This window comes from Candidatus Binatia bacterium (genome assembly GCA_023150935.1).
GTDB lineage: Bacteria > Desulfobacterota > Binatia > HRBIN30 > HRBIN30 > JAKLJW01.
This window is the reverse complement of sequence record JAKLJW010000149.1, coordinates 1-589: the sequence shown is the minus strand read 5'-3', so window position 1 is coordinate 589 and position 589 is coordinate 1. Positions and strand designations below refer to the sequence as shown.

1 protein-coding gene and 1 tRNA gene are annotated in these 589 nt (G+C 64.0%); both read right to left on the bottom strand.

All coding sequences use genetic code 11. The features are described 5' to 3' along the window. Window positions 1–277 (bottom strand): hypothetical protein (locus tag L6Q96_23445; protein MCK6557502.1); only part of this gene is annotated, 277 nt, incomplete at its 3' end. A gap of 146 nt (window positions 278–423) precedes the next feature. Beyond that, window positions 424–499 (bottom strand) — tRNA-Thr (locus tag L6Q96_23440). Window positions 500–589: the final 90 nt, after the last annotated feature.

Here is a 589-nt window from a genome sequence, read left to right as displayed (position 1 = left end):
CAAGGTCTGCGACCCAGAGCGGTGTCTCTGCTGAGAACACTATAAGATCCGAGAAGCTCCTGATCTTCGGCCTGACGTCGATCCCAGGGCGGTCGAAGAAGGGGGCGAGGTGTCGAGCAAGCTGATACGGAGCACGCAGATTCTCCACCAGCGCACGTGCCATGGCGGCATCCCGCTCTACCTCGTCCACGAGGTTCTTGAACCCCAGGAAGTCGATGAAGGCGAGACACTTCTCCGTCCACCCTAAGGATCGGAGCTGCGACTCAGCACCAGCCACAGTGAGAGCCCTCTTCTGGGGCGCCTAGGCGATGGGAGTGCCCGGCTCCGCAAGGATCGATGGACGAGTGCTTGCTTCGCCTGCTTACCTAGCGCTTACCTGCCCCCCTCAGACGTCGGAGTAACTCCGATAACACCGCGAAAACATGGAGCCGACGACCGGATTCGAACCGGTGACCTGCTGATTACGAATCAGCTGCTCTACCAGCTGAGCTACGTCGGCTGAGGTCGCCGCGGGGGCGGCGGGGCGGGGAGGGCGGCAAGGTAGCCGGGTGCCCCAGGGGCCGCCATCGGCGGCGCGGGCTTCCGGGGG